18 protein-coding genes are annotated in these 19,442 nt (G+C 38.8%); 16 read left to right on the forward strand and 2 right to left on the reverse strand.

All coding sequences use genetic code 11. The annotated features are described in order from the left end of the window. The gene (locus M3O96_RS03000) at positions 1–1,155 is read right to left on the reverse strand and encodes an efflux RND transporter periplasmic adaptor subunit (RefSeq protein WP_249718635.1); all 1,155 of its coding nucleotides are present in this window, start codon (positions 1,153–1,155) and stop codon (positions 1–3) included. 331 nt (positions 1,156–1,486) lie between these two features. On the opposite strand from M3O96_RS03000, the gene M3O96_RS03005 reads away from it, so the two are divergent. From M3O96_RS03005 to M3O96_RS03080, 16 genes are all read left to right on the forward strand, one after another. Beyond that, the gene (locus tag M3O96_RS03005; RefSeq protein WP_249718637.1) at positions 1,487–1,903 is read left to right on the forward strand and encodes a c-type cytochrome; all 417 of its coding nucleotides are present in this window, start codon (positions 1,487–1,489) and stop codon (positions 1,901–1,903) included. An 857-nt stretch (positions 1,904–2,760) separates the two neighbouring features. Next, positions 2,761–2,964 (forward strand): hypothetical protein, encoded by a 204-nt coding sequence (locus tag M3O96_RS03010; protein WP_249718638.1) that lies wholly within the window; start codon positions 2,761–2,763, stop codon positions 2,962–2,964. Further along, positions 2,961–3,194 carry a PIN domain-containing protein gene (locus M3O96_RS03015; protein WP_249718640.1) on the forward strand — a complete coding sequence of 78 codons (234 nt, stop codon included), beginning with the start codon at positions 2,961–2,963 and terminating at the stop codon, positions 3,192–3,194. The genes M3O96_RS03010 and M3O96_RS03015 overlap by 4 nt, the downstream gene beginning before the upstream one ends. 33 nt (positions 3,195–3,227) lie before the next feature. Then, entirely contained in the window at positions 3,228–3,401 is a 174-nt protein-coding gene (locus M3O96_RS03020) for a hypothetical protein (RefSeq protein WP_249718643.1), read from the forward strand. 1,419 nt (positions 3,402–4,820) lie between these two features. Next, the gene (locus tag M3O96_RS22175; protein ID WP_502798896.1) at positions 4,821–5,123 is read left to right on the forward strand and encodes an HNH endonuclease; all 303 of its coding nucleotides are present in this window, start codon (positions 4,821–4,823) and stop codon (positions 5,121–5,123) included. A 324-nt stretch (positions 5,124–5,447) separates the two neighbouring features. Continuing rightward, positions 5,448–6,434: a toll/interleukin-1 receptor domain-containing protein gene (locus M3O96_RS03030; RefSeq protein WP_249718647.1), complete on the forward strand. Its 987-nt coding sequence runs from the start codon at positions 5,448–5,450 to the stop codon at positions 6,432–6,434. A 237-nt stretch (positions 6,435–6,671) separates the two neighbouring features. Further along, entirely contained in the window at positions 6,672–7,709 is a 1,038-nt protein-coding gene (locus tag M3O96_RS03035; RefSeq protein WP_249718648.1) for a nucleotidyltransferase family protein, read from the forward strand. A gap of 1 nt (position 7,710) precedes the next feature. Further along, entirely contained in the window at positions 7,711–8,646 is a 936-nt protein-coding gene (locus M3O96_RS03040; RefSeq protein ID WP_249718650.1) for an STING domain-containing protein, read from the forward strand. Between the two features lie 290 nt (positions 8,647–8,936). Then, the gene (locus M3O96_RS03045) at positions 8,937–10,574 is read left to right on the forward strand and encodes a type I restriction-modification system subunit M (RefSeq protein WP_249718652.1); all 1,638 of its coding nucleotides are present in this window, start codon (positions 8,937–8,939) and stop codon (positions 10,572–10,574) included. Further along, positions 10,575–11,819, forward strand: a complete 1,245-nt coding sequence (locus tag M3O96_RS03050; protein ID WP_249718654.1) for a restriction endonuclease subunit S — start codon at positions 10,575–10,577, stop codon at positions 11,817–11,819. 26 nt (positions 11,820–11,845) lie between these two features. Beyond that, a complete protein-coding gene (locus M3O96_RS03055) occupies positions 11,846–12,436 on the forward strand; it encodes a transposase (protein WP_249718656.1) in 591 nt (196 codons plus the stop codon). Next, positions 12,429–15,341 (forward strand): type I restriction endonuclease subunit R, encoded by a 2,913-nt coding sequence (locus M3O96_RS03060; protein ID WP_249718657.1) that lies wholly within the window; start codon positions 12,429–12,431, stop codon positions 15,339–15,341. Before M3O96_RS03055 ends, M3O96_RS03060 begins: the two co-directional genes overlap by 8 nt. A 39-nt stretch (positions 15,342–15,380) precedes the next feature. Then, the gene (locus M3O96_RS03065) at positions 15,381–16,445 is read left to right on the forward strand and encodes a hypothetical protein (RefSeq protein WP_249718659.1); all 1,065 of its coding nucleotides are present in this window, start codon (positions 15,381–15,383) and stop codon (positions 16,443–16,445) included. Between the two features lie 7 nt (positions 16,446–16,452). Continuing rightward, on the forward strand, positions 16,453–17,364 hold the full coding sequence (locus M3O96_RS03070; protein WP_249718661.1) for a hypothetical protein: 912 nt from the start codon (positions 16,453–16,455) through the stop codon (positions 17,362–17,364). Between the two features lie 215 nt (positions 17,365–17,579). Further along, positions 17,580–17,981, forward strand: a complete 402-nt coding sequence (locus M3O96_RS03075) for a HEPN domain-containing protein (RefSeq protein ID WP_249718662.1) — start codon at positions 17,580–17,582, stop codon at positions 17,979–17,981. Next, a complete protein-coding gene (locus M3O96_RS03080) occupies positions 17,960–18,283 on the forward strand; it encodes a nucleotidyltransferase domain-containing protein (protein ID WP_249718664.1) in 324 nt (107 codons plus the stop codon). The genes M3O96_RS03075 and M3O96_RS03080 overlap by 22 nt, the downstream gene beginning before the upstream one ends. A gap of 277 nt (positions 18,284–18,560) precedes the next feature. On the opposite strand, the gene M3O96_RS03085 is transcribed toward M3O96_RS03080, so the two are convergent. Next, on the reverse strand, positions 18,561–19,439 hold the full coding sequence (locus tag M3O96_RS03085; RefSeq protein ID WP_249718666.1) for a 3-hydroxyacyl-CoA dehydrogenase: 879 nt from the start codon (positions 19,437–19,439) through the stop codon (positions 18,561–18,563). Positions 19,440–19,442 lie beyond the last annotated feature (3 nt).

The raw sequence follows: 19,442 nt of genomic DNA on the forward strand, positions 1-19,442 counted from the left end.
TTATTTGTTTTGTGAATTCTCAGGCCACTTTTGTTCTACAATTTCAATCTTCGCATTTGGATTCATCGTTGATGAACCAATGATGGCGATCTTGTCACCTGCGCTGAGCCCTTTGGTGATGATCCAGCCATCATCATATTTTGGTCCTATTTCTACAGGGATTGCTTTGACAGTACTCGAATCTGTAACTAAAAAAACCTGGCTAATATGCTGAAGTTGCGTAACAGCCCGCTGTGGGACTAAAATTGCATTTGGTAGCGTTCTGAACAATACCCTTGATTTCACAAACAAACCAGGTCTTAAAACTCCTTTTGAATTGGGAAATCGAGCTTCAATAGTCAAAGTTCCTGTTTTGGGATTCACTTCCCGGTCAGCAAAATCAACCTCCCCGGCTTCAGCGTAAACGGTTCCATCTGCCAATATCAAATGGACATTTTTCTTTGCCATGCTCAATTCTTCAGTTGTCATCTGTGCTAGACGGAGGTATTCCCTTTCACTGATCTGGAACCTGACCCTAACTGCACCGATATTGGAAATGGTAGTCAAAACTGACGTGGTACCTGATCTTGTCACAAAATCACCTACCCGAAAATTGGAAATTCCTACTAATCCGTCGAATGGAGCATATACTCTTGTGTACCCATATTCGATTTTGGTGTTCTCCAATGATGCTTCTGCGGCGCGGACTTGTGCTTGGGATGCTTCGTATTTCGCTTTGGCATTGTCTAGGTCCTGCTTGCTCAGGGCATTCATATCCGCCAAAGGTTTAACCCTGCTAAGTTCGCTTTGGGCACGGACCATTTCTGTCTCCATGGCTGCTAATTGGCTTTTTTCACGATCCACCCTAGTTTTGTATTGGATGTCATCTATGACATAAAGCAGGTCTCCTTTTTTTACAAAAGATCCTTCTTTAAAATTTACAGAAGTCACCCATCCTTCTACCCTGGCTCTGATATCTACATCAGATTCCCCAAATACCTGGGCAACATATTCCTCATAGACAGGCACATCTTTTTGGATGGCTTTCACCACATTGACCTTTATGGGAGGTAAGATGACTTCTTCTTTTTTTGCGCATCCAACAGCAAAAAAAAGAGACAAAAAAACCAAGGTATGCTTTATTGCATATCGGGCGGATGTTGGGTAAAATCCCATAATACTTAATTTGATGAAAGTGTAGAGGAAGAAAATAAAATAAACGCTTAACAAAATTAAGCTTTACTAGTATTTTTTACCAATTATACGAGGACTAAACAACAATTCCCAATGTTCAATCTTCAAAAAAATATTGTTAAAGTCATATTTGTATTTTTTTTTATCACCTTCTCACCCAAATCCTATATTATTTATTTTTAGGCATTTAATAATATCGTATTTTGGCAATATTTGAATTGTGATTTAAATGTCGGCGAATTAGTGTAATGGAAAAATGATATTTAGGTGTGAATGTTTACGAATCGATTTGATCAAATTATAACATTTAAAAATGGTTAGAATTCTATACATACTGTTGATTTTTTGTATTGGAATATCCTGCCAAAAGAAAGAGGAGCAAGAAGCATTGACTTCTCAAACAAAGACTGAAAGAAAAGATTATATCAGGACGATTAATGGGGAAGACGAAATCTTAAACAAGGATCTCGTCAAGAAAGGGAAGGTATTGATTGCTTACTCAGATTGCTACGATTGCCACAGTGAGGAAAACCGAGCCAAAGGCCCTGCATTCAGGGATATAGCTAAGCGATATCCCGCCAATCAGATTTATGTAGAACATTTAGCCGGTCAGGTTATTCGGGGAAGCAGCGGTTCTTGGGGTTACCCTGTCATGACACCCCATGCTGAAGTTAAAAAAGAGGATGCAAGGGCCATGGCAACTTTCATCCTCTCTCTGAGAAGTCAGTGATCTAGATCTGATTTTACCGCAAAGGACGGTAAGCTATCGCAATGGTCTCCCGTTATCCTGCTTCTCCAGAAGCCGGATCTAAGGGTTTTACCACAGAGCTCACAGTGAGCACAGAGGTAATTCACCATTCTTCCTTTCCTTTTTCTCCCCGGCTCCTGCGTGAGGTGATATTTTTTACCGCAAAGGACGCTAAGGTTTCGCAATGGTCGCGAAGGGGGATTATAATTTTACCACAGAGCTCACAGTGGGCACAGAGGTAATTCACCATTCTTCCTTTCCTTTTCCTCTGCGGCTCCGCGTGAGGAAATATTTTTCAACCGCAATGAACGCCATTGTTTCGCAATGGTCGCGAAGGGGGATTATAATTTTAGCACAGAGCTCACAGTGAGCACAGAGGTAATTCACCATTCTTCCTTTCCTTTTTCTCTGCTGCTCCGCGTGAGGTGATATTTTTTACCGCAATGGACGCTAAGGTATCGCAATGGTCGCGAAGGTTTTGCCCCCTAATCCCCCTGAAGGAGGACTAAGGTCTAAAAAATATAATTTTGGTGGAAGTAGTTGTGTTTCATTGTGGGATTTTTCTAAAGTAGGTGATCCCCGACAATCATTTCTCCCAGTTTCATGACTTAGATGTTTTTGGAAGAAAAGTCCGCCGCTTCGGAGCGAAATATCGGTAGCCTGGGTAAGGTGATAAATCTAACTTTATACTTACATAAATTCCCATGCACCGCAGCCCATGGTATAATGGAACAACAATTATGGATTTGAGTGTGAGTAGAATTATGTTATGCTACAATTATAAATAAGTTTAAAATTTTAACCTTAGCTTCAAAATTCGTATAATTGATAAAAAAGCCATGATCATAGAAAGAAGCAAAGATGAGGTGATATTCAGGTTACCTGGCAACACCAACATAGACGATCTACAAGATTTGACTGACCTTTTTGAGTTTAAGGAAATATCCGGGAAATCGAAAGCTAAACAAAAAGAGGTGGATGATCTTGTGAAGCAAATAAAAAAAGGAAGATGGGAGAAATCCAAAAATAAACTTGAATTATGAGAATTGTAGTTGATACCAATGTGGTGTTTAGTGCAATGTTAAATTCAAACAGCAAAATTGCCAAGATTTTTCTCCATCCCAAAAGTAAATTTAATTTTTACGCTACCGAAAGGTTATTAGATGAAATTGATGAACACTCCGAAAAATTAATAAAGCTATCAGGATACTCCGAAGCTGAGTTTAAAAGGATTTTGGCTATTTTTACCCATAAAATCAGGTTTATAAATTAAAGATTAATTCCTAAAAATGTTTTTGAAAAAACTTTGGTCCTCACTGAAGATGTCGATATCGACGACACAGAATTTGTAGCTTTGACGGAACACATTAAGGGTAAGTTTTGGAGTGGGGACAAAGCATTGCAAAAAGGACTCAAAAATAAAGGATGGGATAAATTTATTACAACAGATCAGCTTTTTGGGATAATTGATTTAAAATAAATGTAAAATAAACTTTTTTAGGCAAATTAAAACTTAGCCGGAAGTTCAAAAATAGGAGAATCCTAATTACCGAAATGGTAGGGGGAGTTTTTTTACCGCAATGGACACGAAGGTTTCGCAATGGTCGCGAAGGTTTTGCCCCCTAATCCCCCTGGAGGGGGACAAAGGTCAAACAAATAGGAATTTGGTTTGAGTTGGGGTGAAATGAAATCCTAATCGCCGATGTTTATGTTTCCTCAAAAGTGAATTTGAATGGTTTGGGGCAAAAGCCACATCGTGGCGAAATATTGGTAGACATGGGTAAGGTGCTAAAACCATCTTGATACTATCACAAATCTCCCTGCACCGCAGCCCATGGTTAAACAGGAATGCCGTTATTTTTATTTCGGTCCCGGATTTTGTAAATAGAAGAATTTTCAATACCGAAATGGAGGGGGTGTTTTTTCAAATTCAATTGATTATTTCATTTTTTACGTATTCTTCTTGTGTCACTTTTTGTCCCCGATAAATACGGGGCAGGCTTTGAAACAAAAAGTAACCAAAAAGTTCAAGCGCAATAATCCTTCCCCGCTCAAGGCCACCGCCGGCCCGGAATTGCGCTTCCTTCGCGCAGTTGTTCCATAGTATGAATTTTTCGAAAGAGGAAGATTACTAACTGCCAATGTTTGTGTCGCCACAAATATTCTTCCTTTCCTTTTTCTCTGCGGCTCCGCGTGAGGAAATATTTTTTAACCGCAAAGGACGGTAAGGTATCGCAATGGTCGCAAGGGATTTGATTTGACAAAACAAGGCACTTTGAAAAGATCCCGGAGGGATCAAATATCTAGTTACCCCGCATTGCAATGCGGGGATAAGAAAACTATATAACAAGGCTACACCAATCCTGAAGGGATTGAATGTATCTGCATATCCCAGGAATTTTTTGCCTGCCCTATACATCATGGGTGACAAAAGAATTGAATAAGGATTGGACTTGCATTGGACATGAATTGGTCAAGCACTGGTCAATGGGTAAGGATACTACAGGACTGACTTTACTTTGAGGTAAGGGAACCTCAGGACTGCTACAGGGATAAGTAGGGGATGGGAGTAGGGGAATCTAAGGATTGGGGGTAGATAGAAAGTAGCTCAAGGGTAACCCAGAGGCGGAGTATCTATAGCTAGGACACGGAGTATAGGTAACTAGGACACGGAGTATCCCTAGCTAGGACACGGAGTATGGATAGGGGGAGTATAGGGGAAGGTGGGAGGGACTATACCTGAAGGGTAGGGGAACATGCACCCAAACCCATGACACAAACCTTTTTTTGATTATCAGGCCTTTACTTATTTTTTGAAAAATACCCTGATCACGTGATAGGGAACAAAGGGAATTTAGGAGTAGATTAGCAATACAATAATAATTCTATAACCGGTAACATGGATTATCAGATTTTAATTTTTCTAATTATCATAATCGTAATTCCGATAATTAAATGGTTGCTGTTTGAGGAAAAGAGAAAGCGTCGGCGGGATTATTATATCAACGAATACCTCAAATCAGATTCATGGAGCCGCAAAAGATATATAGTGCTCAAAAGAGATAATTGGACCTGTGTGTATTGTGGAAATAGAGCGACCCAAGTTCATCATAAAAAATACGGAAAAAACAACATCGGGAAAGAACCAATAGAATGGCTTGTATCCATCTGCCAATCCTGCCATGAAGCCATGCATAGGTAAGAACAGGAGCGAGTAACACCGCTCTCTTTTTTTGTCTTTTCATAAAAGGTATTTTCTGTTTTTCTTTAGATCATCTCCGTTTTTGGTAAATAATTCTTTCAATAATTAAAAAATACCCTGATTAAGGTATTTTTATGTTCTTAGGGAATGGGTAAGTTTGAAAATCGGTTGATGGAGATTGAGGTGATAATTTGGGATCAATTTTGATAAAAATCCAATTTGATTTTGTGAATGGAAACTAGGCCTATTTCTACGATTTAGTAAGATATGTCTGGGAAAACCAGATATATAATTGAGTTAGCCAACAAACTGAAACATGACACTATGGAAGTCTTAGAAGAAATAACAACAGCAAGAGGTAAAAAACTGCAGCTTTTGAAAGGCGATTTGACAAAGATTCCCGAAAGCCATAAAGTTGATGTTTTAGTTCTTTCTGCGTATCCCAATGACTATATTCCTACTCCATCTTCTTTGATAGGTGCACTTTTTAGTGCAGGTCTCTCTGTTAGTGCATTAGCAAGAGATAAAGAAATTGATTTGAGAATGCAATTTCATTGTTGGTTATCTAAAGAAATTAATTTTCAAAACATTAGAAGAGTTTTGTGCTTTGAACCAACGGAAAGATGGAATCCCTACAGCTTAATCGCTGGAATATTTCAAAGTATTATGCCATTTACTATCACTCATTCCATTAAAACAGTGGCAATGCCATTGGTTTTGACCGGCGACCAAGGATATTCGAGCCTGGAAGTTGTAAAAGAGCTTGTAAAAACATGTCTATTCTGGTTGGATAACGACTCTTCTTTAGAAGTGATTAAAATAGTTGAGAGAGGTGGTTTTAAAATCGACCTACTAAGTGAAGCATTTAAATCTCAAAAACTGATTTACAATCAGCAAATTGGCAATATAAATAAATACGATTTTTTTATAAGCTATAGCAGAAAAAATGCAAATCATGCTCACGCAATTGAAAAGAAACTTTCAAGCAAATTCAAAGTGTTTTTTGATACGCAAAGCATTGACGTAGGTACGAACTGGTTAGGAAAGATAAACACAAGTTTAAAAAGTTCAGAGAGATTTATAGTGTGCATCTCGCCAGACTATCTTGATTCTAAAATGTGCAGATACGAGTATTTATTTTGCAACCTAAAGTTCATAAACCAAGGGGATGATTATGTGTTGCCAGTTTATTTGTACAATGCAGATTTACCATTCGAAATGCAAGTCCTAAATTTCTACGATGCTAGAGAAGGACTAAGTCATAAAATAGATGACTTCTGTGGCAAATTAATTGAAAAGTACGAAGGCTAACACGCGTTTGGCTGCAATGGGGGTTTTAGTGCAAAACTGCAACCTTGTTCGTACTTTAGTACGTCGTACTGGTAGTCAAGTGTGGTGCTCCTTATCCCCCACTGCGCCAAGCGCGAGAACGATACCGGAAAGGCTTTGGCTACATTTATGGCATCAACTGACTTGCTTTTTGCTGACAATTTTTCAGAGAATTACAAAAGGCACAATGGTTGAATAACACTTTAAAAATTTCATAAAATGGCAACATTAAATTACATCAAACGACTTGCTAATCTTCAGAACAGAAGGTTTGATAAAGAACTTAACGAATCGCTTATTTCAAAATCATTTAGTGCACCAGACATTCCTGACAATGTAAAATACATGGTAGAATCTATGTTGCCAATCAACCAGAAATACAATAGCAGAACGATTGATGCTGCAATCAGAGTTCAAAAACACTTGCAAGACGGATTTAATCTTCATTTCAATAGGGCATATCGTACACAAGGTTCGGTCAGAACTGGGACTAATATTAAAGTTCATAGTGATTTCGATTTGCTCACAATCATTGACAAGTATTTCTATCCAGAAGTTTCCAATGGAAATACATATACCGATTCTGACCCTAAGGATGATATAAAAGAACTTCGGAGACAAGCCACAAAAATATTGAAAGGCATTTATGATGATGTAGATGATACCCATGACAAATGTGTTTCAATATTTAATAAGTCATTGAACAGAAAAGTAGATGTTGTATTTGGATTTTGGTATAACTCACAGAAATACGAACAGACGAAAGTTGAGCGAAACGATGAATATTATCGTGGAATATATCTTTATAAATTTCCAAACGGACCAAGAGAGTTGGATTATCCTTTTGCTCACATTCATCAAGTTAATTCCAAGGGCGACACAACAACAGACGGTTCACGGAGAGGAATTCGTTTACTTAAAACACTTCGTGCCGACAGTGATACAGAATTAAAAAGTTTAAAGAGTTTCCACCTCACAACAATTGTTCATGCAATTGAGAATAACAACCTAGCATATTCACGAGGAAATGAATTAAGCATTGCTAAAGCAATATCTGAAGAATTGAATAAACTGATTCAAGACCCAACTTACAGAAAGGGAATCAAAAGTCCTAACGGCACAGAGACACCTCTAGAGAAAGATGAAATTGTTCCTGAAATAAAAAGTTTAAAAGCTGATTTGGATACTCTCATTGAAGATTCAGCAAGAGAAATTTTAAATAGCCAAGTAATCAAGAAAGCAATTTTAACTTACTAAAATGACAGACCTGAAACCAAAAATATTTATCGGCTCTTCCAAAGCAGGTTACTCCGTTGCTGAAAAAGTAAAAAGCAATTTAGCAAGTATTGGCGACTGTTTTCTATGGCAAGACCCTAATGTTTGGGAGCTAAATCGCAGCACCTTTGAAAACCTACTTAGATTGGTTTCTTACTTTGACTTCGGTGTATTTGTAGCGACTGCCGACGACCTGACTTTAACATATGATAAAATCGTAATTGAACCGAGAGACAATGTAATTTTAGAAATGGCTTTGTTCCTTGGTGCAATGGGGAGAGACAAATCTTTTCTTTTAGTGGAAGAAGGAATAAAATTACCCACAGACTTTAGCGGAATTTATATGCCCCGTTTTGACAAGGGTGACGACACAAAAATAAAAATCGCTTGTGATGAATACGCCGACAAAATTGAAGAGCATTATAAGTTAGGACATCTTAGCCTTTATCCGACAACAGCCTTAGCAATTGGTTACTATAAAAACTTTGTTGCAGGTTTGGTTGAGAGTGCACAAGACGCAGAAGCTTTAGAGATTGACGGAGTAAAATATTCTGATTTCAAATTGAAAGTTGTAATTCCAAAAAACTTACATGGAATGATAAGAGAAAAAGCAGCACAGTTTTACAAGCGACATGGTTTTGTCGAAAATGCCATGAAAACAAAGTTTAGAAAACATCCAGCATGGTTTCAACTTGACCCAAAACAAGCGCCCACAGCGATGCTTTTTGATATGCCAAGCACATTGACAGGAATTGATGATGCAATAGAACTAATTTTACAAAAGGGGTTTCAAGGACGCACCAAAATGCAAGAAGTAATTGAGCAGAGGGAATTAAACAACTTTAGGAGAGTGTTGCAAATGCAAATTGACAAAAGCCCTTTTGCTCAAGAAACAGTTGAAATCATAGACGAGTTTTAACTTTGAGCCAAACCGACTGCAGACTTTTTAGAACAAACCAACGGACAGACAACGTTCCAGCAGGTAACAGCACCTACAAGAAATTGGCGGTTCAGTAGTTAAATGAATTTTTCTACTTCAATCAATAATAAGAGCGACCTTCCCCCGCTCTTTTTTTTTGCCTATACTATTCTGAGTAGCTCGTTTATGCTTTTTTCTGCTTTATGGAAAAATACCCTGATAAGGGGATAGGGAAAAAAGGGATTTTAGGAGTAGATTAGCCAATCTAAATTACAAACCTCTCAGTACCCATGTCAGAAGATCAAAAGAAAATCCTGGAACAACAGCTGTGGAACATCGCCAACACACTCCGGGGGAAAATGAATGCAGACGAATTCCGTGATTATATATTGGGATTTATTTTTTACAAGTACCTGAGTGAAAAAATGGAGCTCTTTGCCAACGGGATCCTGACGCAGGATAAGATCCGTTTTAGGGATATCAATACCGCATTGCCTCAGGCAGAAGAAATCCTCGAAGCCATCAAAGAGGAAGCACTCGAAAAACTCGGCTACTTTCTACGCCCTGAGGAGCTTTTTACCGAAGTGGCCAAGCGTGGCATGGGCAATTTCAGTACAGACGCCCTACAGGGCGTCTCTCCAAAGGAAGTCTCCGAAACCGAAGAACCCATCGTCACCAATTTCATCCTTGAAGACCTTCAAAAAATCCTGACCAATATCCAACTGAGTACGATGGGGACCGACAGCGAGGAGGATTTTGACAACCTCTTTGAGGACATGGACCTGAACAGCACCAAGCTTGGCAAAACACCTGATGCCAGGAATACCATCATTGCCAAGGTGCTGACGCACCTGGATAAGATTGATTTTAAGTTAGAAAACTCCGAATTGGATGTGTTGGGCGATGCTTATGAATACCTTATCGGACAGTTTGCGAGTGGTGCAGGCAAGAAAGCCGGGGAGTTTTATACCCCGCAGGAAGTTTCCAAAATCCTTGCAAAGATAGTGACCACAGGAAAGCAAAAACTCAAAACAGTCTATGACCCTACCTGTGGTTCGGGTTCATTGTTGCTTCGGGTAGCGAGGGAAGTGAAGGACGTGGCGATGTTTTACGGACAGGAGATGAACCGGACGACCTACAACCTTGCCCGGATGAATATGATTTTGCATGGGGTGCATTACCGCAAGTTTGACATCAAGCAGGAAGATACCCTTGAGCATCCACAACACATCGACCAACAGTTTGAAGCGATTGTGGCTAATCCGCCTTTTTCGGCGCAGTGGAGTGCAAATCCCATCTTTACCAGTGATGACAGGTTTAGCCAATATGGAAAACTCGCCCCGGGCAGCAAAGCCGATTTTGCCTTTGTGCAGCATATGGTGTACCACTTGGCAGAAAACGGAACGATGGCCATTGTCTTGCCGCACGGGGCACTGTTTAGGGGAGGGGCGGAGCAACATATCCGAAAGTACCTGATCGAAAACAAAAACTACCTCGATGCCGTCATCGGCCTGCCTGTCAATATATTTTATGGCACAAGTATTCCCACTTGTATCATGGTGTTCAAAAAGTGCCGTGAGCATCCCGATGATGTCCTTTTTATAGATGCAAGCAATGACTATGACAAAGTAAAAACGCAGAATGTCTTGCGGGAAGAACATATCCACAAGATCATCGACACCTACCGCAACAGAATCGAAACAGAAAAATACAGCCGTAAGGCCCCTATTCATGGCGGCTCCGATTCCATAGCTGCACAGGATTACAACTTAAACATCCCCCGCTATGTGGATACCTTCGAAGCGGAAGGGGAAATAGACATTGAAGCCATTGCCATGGAAATCAAAGCCATAGATGAAAGAATCAAGACCACTGATCAAAACATCGTGGTTTTTTGTATAGAGTTAAATATTGCTACCCCTTTTTGAATGATGGAAAAGCAAAAGAATAAACCAAGATTGCGTTTCCCTGAATTCGGAGGAGAATGGGAAAGGAAGAAGTTGGGGGAAGTGGGGACTTTTCTCGGGGGAGGAACACCTTCAACTCAAAATATAGAATTTTGGAATGGCAATATTCCTTGGATTTCGAGTTCAGATCTGATTGATGATAGTATTTATCAAATTAGAATGAATAGGTTTATTACAGAAAATGCAGTTTCAAATTCAGCGACAAAAATAATTCCTAAACATAGTATATTAATTGTTTCCAGAGTAGGTGTTGGTAAAATTGCTGTAAGTGAAGTTGAACTTTGTACAAGTCAAGATTTTACAAACCTAATCCCGACGAGGGACGACCATATTTTTCTTGCATATCTTCTAAAAATAAAAACAAATAAATTACTTGAATTTAATCAAGGGACATCAATTAAAGGATTTGTAAAAAGTGATTTAGAATCATTAGGAGTGGAGATTCCCTCCCTCCCTGAGCAAACCAAAATCGCCTCTTTTCTTACGGCAGTTGACGAAAAACTCCAATCTCTGAAAAAGAAAAAGGACCTATTGGAGGAATTCAAAAAAGGTGTGATGCAAAAATTGTTTTCTCAGGAAATTCGCTTTCAGGATGACACTTCGACTTTGCTCAGTGCGGGTAATGGAAAGGATTTTCCGGATTGGGAAATGAAGAAGTTGGGGGAGGTGGCTATAAAAAGAATAATTAAAAACAAGGATAACAAGATTAAGAATGTCTTTACAAATTCAGCTTTATTTGGTATTGTTAATCAAAGAGACTTTTTTGATAAAGACATAGCAAACCAGAATAATTTATTAGGATATTATGTAGTGGAAAAGGATGATTTTATATATAATCCAAGAATTTCAAAATATGCACCTGTAGGTCCTATCTCTCGAAATCATTTAGAAACAGGTATAATGTCTCCTTTGTATTCTGTATTTAGATTTTTAGAGGGAGACCTCAAATATTTAGAGTTTTTCTTTAGTTCTACTTTTTGGTATAAACATATGGAAGACATATCTAATTATGGAGCTCGAGACGATCGAATGAGTTTTCTAACAAATGATTTCTATGAAATGCCGATTCCTTACCCCTCCCTTCCCGAACAAACGAAAATCGCCAATTTCTTTTCTGCCCTAGACGAAAAAATAAATCATTCACAGGCACAGATAGAAAAAACGGAAATATGGAAAAAGGGATTGTTGCAACGGATGTTTGTGTGATATCGCCAATCCATAATATTGAACCAATGGACAAATACAAAAACAAATACCGCATTCCATCGGCCCGGTTGCAACATTGGGATTATGGCGCCAATGGTGCGTATTTCATTACGATTTGTACGCAGGACAGGCAATGTTTTTTTGGGGATATTGCCGGAAATCCACAATCCATGAAATTGAATACAATCGGTCAATTGGCCGAACAATTTTGGATGGAAATCCCCAACCATTTTCCATTTGTGGAATTGGGGAATTTTGTCGTCATGCCCAACCACGTTCATGGGATATTGATTATTGATCGGGGGGAAACGCCAATGGAAAAAACGCCAATTGTAGAGACGCCCAATTTGGGCGTCTCTACGGGGCCACCGCCAACGCCGTCGCCGTCGCCATCCCACGGTGGCAAAAACGACAAATGGAATCCGGGGACAATCGGGGTAATCATCAATCAATACAAACGGATGGTGACCATTCATGCGCGTAAAATCCACGCAGATTTTGGTTGGCAATCCCGGTTTCATGACCATATCATTCGGAATGCACAATCATTCGAAACCATTCAATCCTATATCGAAACCAATCCATTGAATTGGGAAAAAGACAAATTCTATGGCTAAACAATCTGAACAGATCTTAGAAGAACAACTGATTGTCCAATTGCAAAAATTGGGTTATGGATACACTGTTCTCAACAGTGAAGCGGCATTGTTAAATAACCTCAAAAGCCAATTAGAAAAACACAACAACATTACCTTCTCGGCCTCTGAATTTGACAAGGTGCTTAACCTGCTGAATAAAGGTTCGGTGTTTGAAAAATCAAAGACCCTCCGGCAAAAACAGCATATCATCAAGGATAATGGCGACAACCTTTATTTTGAATTTCTCAATACGGAGCATTGGTGCCAAAACCAATATCAGGTTACCAACCAAATCGCACAGGAAGGCAAATACAAAAACCGCTATGATGTCAGCATATTGATCAATGGTTTGCCTTTGGTGCAGATCGAACTCAAACGGAGGGGATTAGAACTCAAAGAAGCATTCAATCAGATCAACCGTTATCAAAGACATTCCTTTGGTTCCAATTCGGCTTTGTACCAGTATGTCCAGATTTTTATCATCAGCAACGGGGTAAACACAAAGTATTATGCCAACAACCGCAACCAAAGTTTCAAACAGACTTTTTATTGGACAGATGTAGATAATAAGCGGCTGACCAATATCCTCAACGGTTTTACTGATGCCTTTCTGGAACCTTGCCATATTAGCAAGATGATCTGCAAGTACATCGTGTTGAATGAAGCCTACAAAATACCGATGGTCTTGAGGCCTTACCAGTTTTATGCGGTGGAGGCTTTAATAGAAAGGGTAAAGAATTCAACCAAAAACGGCTATATCTGGCATACCACGGGTTCGGGCAAGACCTTGACGAGCTTCAAGGCAAGTCAGATTCTGATGAACCTGCCGCAGGTACACAAAGTGGTGTTTGTGGTGGACCGCAAGGACTTGGATTACCAGACGACCAAAGAGTTTAACAGCTTCAGTGATGGCTGTATTGACGGCACGGACAACACTTCCAATCTGGTAAAGCAGTTTGTCGGCGCATACAGAGACAAAAAGGGAGAAGCCAAAAACAGCAAGCTGATCGTCACGACGATACAGAAACTCAATACTGCCATCAGCAAGATGAAGTATGAAAGCCGGATGTCAGACCTGAAAGATAAGAGAATCGTATTTATTTTTGACGAGTGCCACCGCAGTCAGTTCGGCGAAACCCACAATAGGATCAAAGACTTTTTTACCAACAACCAAATGTTTGGCTTTACGGGCACGCCTATTTTTGCCGACAATGCAAACAAAAACGAATTGGGCAAGCGGACGACCAAGGACCTTTTTGAAGATTGCCTGCACAAGTACGTGATCACCGATGCGATCAAGGATGAGAATGTGTTGAAGTTTTCGGTGGAATATGTGGGCAGGTACAAGCAGAAGGAAACCGCCACAGAAATTGACATTGAAGTCGAGGACATTGACACCAAGGAGTTGATGGAAGATGTGGGCAGACTTGAAAAGATCGCAGACTACATCATCGCCCATCATGGCAGGAAAACCCACAACAGGGATTATTCAGCCATGTTTTGTGTGGACAGTGTAAAGTCCCTGATCAAATACTATGATATATTCAAAAGGAAGAAAGCCGAAGGGCTACATACTTTGAATGTAGCCACGATCTTTAGCTACGCCGCCAATGAAGATGATGCAGATGCCAATGGCTTTATACCCGAGGAAGTCTCTGTGGTAGAAGAACCAAAAGCGCTCTATGGTCTTCAGGCCCATAGCCGTGAAAAACTGGATGAATACATCGAGGATTACAACCAGCTTTTTGGTGTGAAGTATTCGACCAATACGAGTGAAGACTTTTACAATTACTACAATGACATCTCCAAAAAGCTCAAAGACCGTGAGCGGCAGCCCGAGAATACAGGAAACAGGATTGATATTCTGTTGGTCGTCAATATGTTTTTGACGGGATTTGATGCCAAGAAGGTCAATACGCTTTTTGTGGACAAGAACCTGAAATACCATGGATTGATCCAGGCTTTCAGCCGAACCAACAGGATATTGAACGAGCAGAAATCACAGGGAAATATTGTGGTTTTCCGCAATCTCAAAAGCAAGACAGACCAAGCTATCACGCTTTTTAGCAATAAGGAAGCGATAGAAGTAATCATCATGAAACCCTATGAGGATTACACCGAGAAGTTTGATCAGGCATTTGCAAAACTCCTTGAAATCACCCCGACGACGGATAGCGTCAATGAACTCCTGACAGAAGATGATGAGCTGGAGTTTATCAAAGCTTTCCGCGACCTGATGCGGGTCAAGAATGTGCTGGCTTCCTTCTCGGATTTTAATTGGGCGGACCTGCAGATGAGTGAGCAGCTTTTTGAGGACTTCAAAAGCAAATACCTTGATCTTTATGATAAGACCAACGGCAACCATCAGAAGGAAAAAGTCTCGATCTTGGAGGATGTAGACTTTGAGCTTGAGTTGATCCACAGGGATGAAATCAATGTTGCTTACATCATCCAACTGCTGATCAAACTTAAATCTGACAAAAACAAAGATGCCGGCAAAGCTGAGCAGGAGATTTTTAACCTGTTGAGTACTGAGGCCACACTGAGAAGTAAGCGGGAACTGATCCAGAAATTTATATTGGAAAACCTTCCTGACATCTCAGATGCTGATGACATCACACCTGCTTTTGAGAAGTTTTGGAGTAAGGAGCAGCAGCATGAGTTTGAGAAGATCGTGGAGGAAGAAAATCTCTCTGCCGAAAAGACTGAAAAGTTGATTGAGGATTATCTTTTTGCAGAGCGAGAACCTATGCGCGATGAGGTATTGGATCTGATAGCAGGAGAGAAGCCCACCATCATGCAGCGCAAGAAACTCGGCGACCGAATCCTAAAAAGGATTGTAGATTTTGTGGAGACGTTTATTGAAGGAATGGGGATGGGGTGAGGTTATAAATATAACTTAAAAAGGAAAAAAGGATTTTTGATGAAAAGTGATAAGAATTGCAAACTATGTCGGAGCAAAGAGGCTGATAAAAAGGGATCTCATATGGTTCCGTTCTTATTGATGAAATACATCGATAATGAGGTGGGATCTTTGAAAAGAGATAAAGAATTAGGATTTGTTATTTCAAACAATGAAACCAAATCATATATAGGTAAATCTATACTCCCGGAAAAATTGGAGGAAGTTTTTGGGGATTTAACTGATGAGGAAATTATACAAAAAAGTTCAAAACCAAATGTTGTAGATCATGTGTTCTGCTCTGAATGTGAAAACCGATTTTCTTTAATAGAAAGTCAATTTTCTCAAATTCTTAATAAACCTGATTCAATATTTGAAAATACTGATAATGAGGGTATTTGTGTCGTAAAAGATTCATGCAAAGTAAGTTTGTTTTTTTGGCTTAGTGTATTTTGGAGGTTTTCATTAAATAATGAAAAACCCATATTGACAACAAATGAGATGGAAACAATCAGAAGGATATTGGATAAGCACCTTCCAAAACATTCTGATAGGTCAATTGAAAATATTCCAATATATGATAGAGACTTATCTAAAGTAAAATTTAAAGTTATTTATTGTCCTGGATATTCAACTGAATTTGCAGGCTTCTTAAATATGGATTTTAATTTTTCAAAACCCAAAATAATGATTATTGGAGATTTTATTATTCAATTAAGTATTCGAGGAAAATTTGATCAGGTAAAAGAGAAAGATTTTTATGGTTTTAATGAAATTTTAAATAAAGCACCTGAATTATCAATAAACTCAAATGAAAAATATTTAATCATTGAAAAGAAAGTTTTAAGGGGGGTAATTGATGGAGTTATAATGAGATTGACCAATGCAAGATTTGAAAAAATAAATCAATCATTGGATCAAATTCATGTGAAACTGGGCGGGGATGGGAAAAAAATGTCTTTGGAACTTAAAAATGAAATTTTTCAGAAGCTATCTGAGGATCAGATCAGATTAGGGAAAAAGTATACCAAAGAACATCAAGTTGAAGTGATTTCCGAAGTCTTAAAAAGGTTTGTCGTTGAGTAATATTTTTATGAATTCGAATATCTATTGGCCTGTCTATAGAAGCATAGAAAGTGAGATTGAAAATCTTATGTTTCACATCCATGTGGATGACGCACATTTGAATGTCTATTCGGCAAAGATTTCTGATTTGGTAATGAGGTGCGCTGTTGAAATTGAATCTATTTCTAAGGAGTTGTATAAGGTAAATGGTGGTCCTCAAAAGGAAAAACTAAACTATGATGAGGATGCTTTAAAGTTTTTGAACTCCAAATGGAAACTTGATGAAAAATCAGTCATTATCAGTTCAGGTAATTGCTTTCTTACAAAGAGAGAATTAAAACCATTCCAAAAGACCGAAAATAGAACAAATTCCAACAGGCCAACTTATACTTGGAATAATGCCTATCAGAATCTTAAACATGATAGAGTCAGTTCTTTAAAGTTTGGAAGTGTCAAATACCTATTTGACATAGCTGCTGCTCTCTATGTTTTGAATTTGTATTTCAAGGAAATCACATTTCCATTAGGCTCGGATAGTTCAGCAAAGACTTTTGATCTAAGTCTTGGTTCATCAATCTTTTCAGTAAAACTTCATAGAAACTTTATAATTGATTTTGAGAAGAGGTACATCAAAAATATTGATTTTGATGAATGTATTTACCTCCTTACGTTCGATGACAGATCTTTCGAAGATTTAAGTAAAGCTTTTAAATTGCATATGAGGATTACCGAAAGTGAGCCTCAATATGATGTACTTAAGGAGTTAAACAAAAAATATCCAAATAGTGATTCATTTATTGATGATGTGGTAATTGCTCAAATTGATAGATTGGCCCAAAATGGATTGTGGGGAAAATTAAATAAAGGTCCTATTAGTCAAATTGATGTTCAGTTTTTAAAAATGAAATTTGAAGCAAGGATTAATAAGGGTGAGTTTTGATTAATCCATGATAATTAAAGATCCTTCACTCGTACCTCGTTCAGGATGACGGGAAAACCTCTTAATTTTACCTTTCACCTCATTATTTGAACCCTTCATCCTTATCTTTTAATCCTCTTCCTCTCTCCTTATAATCCCCTTCAAATTCCTAGTCAATCAGACTCTCTTAGATCTTGGTAAATGATCCCCCAAAAAAATCTTGTATCTTCACTACGTTGGACGACAAACTTGAAAATATCGATAAAGTAGTAAAGTATTGGAAAGATACTTCTGAAAAAGACTATCAGACCATGCAAAATCTCTTGAAGTCAAAAGATTTCAGTTGGGCGATGTTTCTTGGGCACTTGGTATTAGAAAAACTATTGAAAGCATATTATGTAAAGAGTCAGGAAAAACACACGATATTTACTCATGATTTACTGAGACTTGCATCAAAAACGGGACTTGAAATTAGTGAAGAATATGAAGAATGGCTTGATGAAATATCAACATTTAACATTAATGCGAGGTATGATAACTATAAGCAGGATTTTTATAAACTATGCACAAAAGAGTTTACAGATCTCTGGCCAAAACGAATCAATATATTAAGACAATGGTTGATCAACGAGTTATAGATACTGCGAAGCGATATGTCATGATTATTCCAAAAAACCTTGGAGTAAAAAAAGCATTTCTTTTTGGATCCTTTGCGAAGGGGAAGGAGAGGGAAGAAAGCGATATAGACATCGCATTGGTTTTGGAAAATATGCCTGATTTTTTTTCTACCCAAAGGCATTTAATGAAATTACGTAGAAAGATTGATCTGAGAATTGAGCCTCACCCAATTAAAGAGCAGGATTTTAATTCTTTAAATCCGTTTGCCCAAGAAGTCGTGCAGACAGGAATTGAAATTACAATTGAAAACCCCTCTATCTAGGACCTTTAAAATTCATCCGCTATCAGATCATTTTGACTCCTCCAATATTCTGAGGTAGATCAAAAAAAGATGTAGGGCTAAATACCCAACATCCCATTTTGTAAATGGATATTAAAATCTATTCAATGATATCAGTAAAATGATAATTCAATTTAATCCTTGGAAGGAAACTGAAATGGACGGTACATCCGTCTTCCGACTTCGGTCTTCCGTCCTGTTGGTAATAGAATGCTGGTTAATTGACAAAGTAGCATATATCCATATAATAACTTCTTCCTTAAACCAAGAAATCAGGGTCTTTATATTTTGGTTTGGGGTATTTGTAGAATCCCTCTCCGGATTTTTCTCCGAGTTTTCCTGCATCGACGTAGGTTTTCAGGAGGGCGGCAAAAGCTTGGGAGGCTTTGTCAGGCTGGTTTTTGGTGACATGCCAAGCGGTCTCTAACCCGATGGTATCCAAGATTCCAAAGGGTCCTGCTGGCATGTTGAAGTTGACCATCCAAGACTTGTCAATATCCTCAATCGAGGCGATGTCGTTTACCAAGAGCTTTCCTGCGGCACCTATAAATGACATCAGCATGGTATTGAATAAGTACCCGTTGTTTTCTTTTTTGACCAAAACGGGAACCTGTTCCAAGGACCTGCCAAAATCCATCAGTACCGGAATCAGCTCAGGATCTGTGCCTGGATGCGGCATGATGTCGACCACTTTTGCAATAAATACATCATGGAAATGCAGGGCACAAAACTTAGCAGGACGGCCTGAAACTTCCGCAAACATGGAAGGTAACAGGTAGGAGGTATTGGTGGTAAAGATGGTTTTTTCAGGAGCGATTTCTCCAAATAGTTTCCATACTTCGGTCTTTATTGAAACATCCTCGGATACACTTTCATTGATAATATCTGCCTCATAGACAGCTACTTTAGGATCTTTGGTGAAAGTGATTTTTTCTATGGCCATCAAACCTGATTCGGATTCCAAGCCACTTGCTTTTGCGAGCTTGGTGACTATCCTTTCCATCACTTCTTTTGCGCTTTTCAGGGATTTGAGGTTGATGTCATAAATAGAAACCTCATATCCAGACAAGGCAGCCTGAAGGGCAACACGGGTTCCCAATGTACCGGCACCTAAAACACAAACTTTTTTGATTTTCATAAT

Origin of the sequence: Aquiflexum sp. TKW24L (assembly GCF_023502205.1) — a bacterium.
Lineage (GTDB): Bacteria > Bacteroidota > Bacteroidia > Cytophagales > Cyclobacteriaceae > Cognataquiflexum.

Bases quoted from the DNA above. Each gene is read 5' to 3' on its own strand.
- M3O96_RS03000 (WP_249718635.1), bottom strand. From the start codon at position 1,155: ATGGGATTTTACCCAACATCCGCCCGATATGCAATAAAGCATACCTTG.
- M3O96_RS03005 (WP_249718637.1), top strand. From the start codon at position 1,487: ATGGTTAGAATTCTATACATACTGTTGATTTTTTGTATTGGAATATCC.
- M3O96_RS03010 (WP_249718638.1), top strand. From the start codon at position 2,761: ATGATCATAGAAAGAAGCAAAGATGAGGTGATATTCAGGTTACCTGGC.
- M3O96_RS03015 (WP_249718640.1), top strand. From the start codon at position 2,961: ATGAGAATTGTAGTTGATACCAATGTGGTGTTTAGTGCAATGTTAAAT.
- M3O96_RS22175 (WP_502798896.1), top strand. From the start codon at position 4,821: ATGGATTATCAGATTTTAATTTTTCTAATTATCATAATCGTAATTCCG.
- M3O96_RS03030 (WP_249718647.1), top strand. From the start codon at position 5,448: ATGGAAGTCTTAGAAGAAATAACAACAGCAAGAGGTAAAAAACTGCAG.
- M3O96_RS03035 (WP_249718648.1), top strand. From the start codon at position 6,672: ATGGCAACATTAAATTACATCAAACGACTTGCTAATCTTCAGAACAGA.
- M3O96_RS03040 (WP_249718650.1), top strand. From the start codon at position 7,711: ATGACAGACCTGAAACCAAAAATATTTATCGGCTCTTCCAAAGCAGGT.
- M3O96_RS03045 (WP_249718652.1), top strand. From the start codon at position 8,937: ATGTCAGAAGATCAAAAGAAAATCCTGGAACAACAGCTGTGGAACATC.
- M3O96_RS03050 (WP_249718654.1), top strand. From the start codon at position 10,575: ATGATGGAAAAGCAAAAGAATAAACCAAGATTGCGTTTCCCTGAATTC.
- M3O96_RS03055 (WP_249718656.1), top strand. From the start codon at position 11,846: ATGGACAAATACAAAAACAAATACCGCATTCCATCGGCCCGGTTGCAA.
- M3O96_RS03060 (WP_249718657.1), top strand. From the start codon at position 12,429: ATGGCTAAACAATCTGAACAGATCTTAGAAGAACAACTGATTGTCCAA.
- M3O96_RS03065 (WP_249718659.1), top strand. From the start codon at position 15,381: ATGAAAAGTGATAAGAATTGCAAACTATGTCGGAGCAAAGAGGCTGAT.
- M3O96_RS03070 (WP_249718661.1), top strand. From the start codon at position 16,453: ATGAATTCGAATATCTATTGGCCTGTCTATAGAAGCATAGAAAGTGAG.
- M3O96_RS03080 (WP_249718664.1), top strand. From the start codon at position 17,960: ATGGTTGATCAACGAGTTATAGATACTGCGAAGCGATATGTCATGATT.
- M3O96_RS03085 (WP_249718666.1), bottom strand. From the start codon at position 19,439: ATGAAAATCAAAAAAGTTTGTGTTTTAGGTGCCGGTACATTGGGAACC.